This is a genomic window from Tahibacter caeni, assembly GCF_024609805.1.
In the GTDB taxonomy this organism is placed as follows: Bacteria; Pseudomonadota; Gammaproteobacteria; order Xanthomonadales; family Rhodanobacteraceae; genus Tahibacter; species Tahibacter caeni.
The window spans coordinates 1-2,793 of sequence record NZ_JANFVR010000469.1 but is presented as its reverse complement, the minus strand read 5'-3'; the positions used below and the strand labels follow the sequence as shown (position 1 = coordinate 2,793).

At 71.9% G+C, this 2,793-nt stretch carries 3 protein-coding genes and 1 pseudogene; all 4 read right to left on the bottom strand.

Annotated features, from left to right (window positions below):
* Positions 1 to 42: 42 nt before the first annotated feature.
* On the bottom strand, positions 43 to 1,050 hold the full coding sequence (gene alc, locus NON22_RS22735) for an allantoicase (RefSeq protein ID WP_257389272.1): 1,008 nt from the start codon (positions 1,048 to 1,050) through the stop codon (positions 43 to 45).
* A 112-nt stretch (positions 1,051 to 1,162) separates the two neighbouring features.
* Complete coding sequence (locus NON22_RS22730; protein WP_257389271.1) at positions 1,163 to 1,291, bottom strand: hypothetical protein; 129 nt, start codon at positions 1,289 to 1,291, stop codon at positions 1,163 to 1,165.
* A 63-nt stretch (positions 1,292 to 1,354) separates the two neighbouring features.
* A pseudogene (locus NON22_RS25040) lies at positions 1,355 to 1,723 on the bottom strand (NHL repeat-containing protein); the annotation flags it as partial.
* Positions 1,724 to 1,860: 137 nt separating this feature from the next.
* Positions 1,861 to 2,793 (bottom strand): NHL repeat-containing protein (locus NON22_RS22720; protein ID WP_257389269.1); only part of this gene is annotated, 933 nt, incomplete at its 5' end.

The following is a 2,793-nucleotide window of genomic DNA, read 5'->3' as shown; positions in this document are numbered from 1 at the left end:
GCCGCGGGGCCGTGCTGCAGGGACGCGCGCGCAGCGGCCGCGTCATGCGGGCCTGCCGCGCAGGCGCAGCCGCGACACGCCGCCGTCCGGATGGATGTCGAAGCGCACGTGCGTGACCGGCCCGTGCGCGCGGATCTCGTCGCGGAAGAAATGCTGGTGATCCATCTGCAGTTTCTGCTCGGGCAGCAGCAGCGGCCAGAACATGGCCTGGGTGATCAGCGACTGCGGCGTGCCCGCGGCGACGTGGGCGCCGGCCAGCGAGCAGCGGTCGGGATAGTTGCCCTTGAAATGCGCGGTGTCGATTTCAACGGCCTCGATCACGCCGGGCAGGGCCAGCGCGACGATGCACCAGTCGCTGCCGGGCTCGCGCCGGCGCCGCGTCTCCCAGCCGTCGCCCATGTTCAGGCCGCGGCCCGGCAGCAGCAGCCGGCTGGCCGGTCCGAAGTGCTCGTTGTTCGCGGCCACGACGTGCGCGCCGTTCAGCGCGCTGGCCAGGTCGACGAGGCCGTCGTCTTCGGCTTCGCCGCCGAACTGCGGCGTCGCGTAGACGCGCAGGCGCGCGAGACCGCCGTCGGGATAGAGATTCACGCGCAGATGCGTGCACGGCGTTTCGTCGCCGATCGCGAAATAGTGATGGCTGTTGCCGGACAGGTTCACAGCCGGCAGCAGCGGCGTCCATTCGGTCTGCGCGTTGGGATCGCTGCCGATCAGGTAGCAGGCCTCGACCGAAGCGGCCGGCGGGTAGTTGCCGGTGAAGTGGCTGGTGTCGAGGTCGATGCCGTGCACCTGGCCGGGTCGCGCGAGGCGCACGACGCACCAGTCGTGGCCGGGCCCGCGCTTGCGCCGTGATTCCCAGCCGTCCATCCATTTGCCGTGCTCGTCGTACTTGCCCGGCACGAATACGGCCGGTTCGGGATTGAGCATGCGCGACTTGTCGGCGAAGAAGTCGTCGCTCGCGGCGAGCGCCGCGGCGCCGAGGCGCGCATCGGCCAGGTTGACGTAGCGGCGCACGAAGTCGGGCGCATTCGGATCGACGGCGACAACGGCCATGCGGTGCGGTCTCGGCAGGAACGGAGCCCCGATCCTGCCGCGCGCGCGCGCAAAGGTCGAGAGGTGGCGCCGGCGACGGGATTCGCGAACGCCGCCGCCGGCGGCGCCCGGGTCATTGCAGGCCGTTGCGGAAAATGCCGTCGCCGTCGTGCCAGGCCGCCGCGTAGAACGTGCGCGTCGGCGATGCGACGTAGGTGCCGGCGAGCAGCAGCCGCGTCGGCGTCGTCAGTACCTGGCCCACGGTCAGCGCTGTGTAGACGTTCTGCAGCAGGGTGCGCTTGCCCTGCGCGGCGAACGCCGCGTCGGGCTGGCCGTCGGGCAGCAGGCGCGCGAGGCCGATGGTGCAGGACGGGCCGACGCGGCCGGCGACGAGCCAGCGGCCGTCGCTCAGCGCGGCGATGCCGTGGGCGTAGGCCGGACAGTCGGCGGCGCCATGGCTGAAATCGACCTGGGCCAGACCGGACTCGCCGAAACCCGTGTCGACGTTGCCGTCGCTGCGGAATTTCGCGACCGCGAAGCGCGTGGCCGTGCTCGCGGTGCTGAAGCCGGCGAGCGCGGCCGCGGGATCGTAGTTCTCGAACTGCGTCGTCGGTACCGGCTGGGTCGCGAGCGTTCCGCCGGCGAAGCCGAGGTCGGGGTCGCCGTCGGCGGCGTGGAGGTAGAGCGGCGCGATCAGCGCGGCGGCGAGCAGGCACAGGGCTTTTTAGGCTTTCCTTGCGTATGGGCGCCGCGCCGCGGCTGCGCGGCCGAGGATGGAATCGGAACGGCTTTGCCGTCGGCACGGCCGTACAGGACTGCCGGCGTTGCCGTTCAGAGCGGGCCGCCGCGGAAGATCGAGTCGCCGTCGCGCCAGGCCGTCGCGTAGAACGTGCGCTGGCTGTTCTGGTTGTAGACGCCGGCGACCAGCAGCCGCGTCGGCGTCGCGAACACGCGCGCGAGGGTCTGCAGGTAATAGCTGCCCTGCAGCGCGGTGCGCTTGCCGTCCGGCGCGAAGCCCGCGTCCGGCTGGCCGTCGGGCAGCAGGCGCGCCAGGCGTATCGCCGCGACGGGTTCGATGACGGAACGCGCGATCGTCAGCTTGCCGTCGGCGCCGAGCGCGATGCGCGTGTCCGGATACGAGATCGAGCGTTCCTCGCCGGCGAAGTCGATCACGCGCACGCCGCCGGTGCCGTAGCTCGTGTCGAGGTGGCCGTCGTCGAGCAGGCGCGCGACGGTCATGCGGCCGATGTTCGCGATCGAGGCGCCGCCGCTGCTGTTGCCGACGGCGAGAATGCGTCCGTCGGCGAGCACGGCGAGTTTCTGTACGTTCGCGCGCAGATCCGGCGAGACCAGTGTCAGCCCCTGGCTGCCGAAATTGCCGTCGATGCTGCCGTCGGCGCGCAGGCGCCGCACGGCCATCTCGTAATGCACCTGGCCGTAGTGCACGCCGCCGAGCAGGATGCGGCCCTGGCCGTCGAGCGCGAAGCCAAGCACGGCGATGTCGTTGGCCAGCGCGAGCTTGCCGCCGTCGCCGAAGCCCGCGTCGAAGGCGCCGGCCGGCGTCAGGCGCACGAGCGTGGCACCGCCGCTGCGCGCGACCAGCAGCCAGGCGCGCTGTTGCGCGTCGACCTGCAGGTCGAGCAGGTTTTCCTGGCCGCCGAGATCGAAGCTCAGCCGGCCCTGGTTCGCATAGGCCGTGTCGAGCTGCCCGTCGGCGCGCAGGCGCGCGACGCCGACGTCGTGCGCCGCGCCGACGCGGCCGGC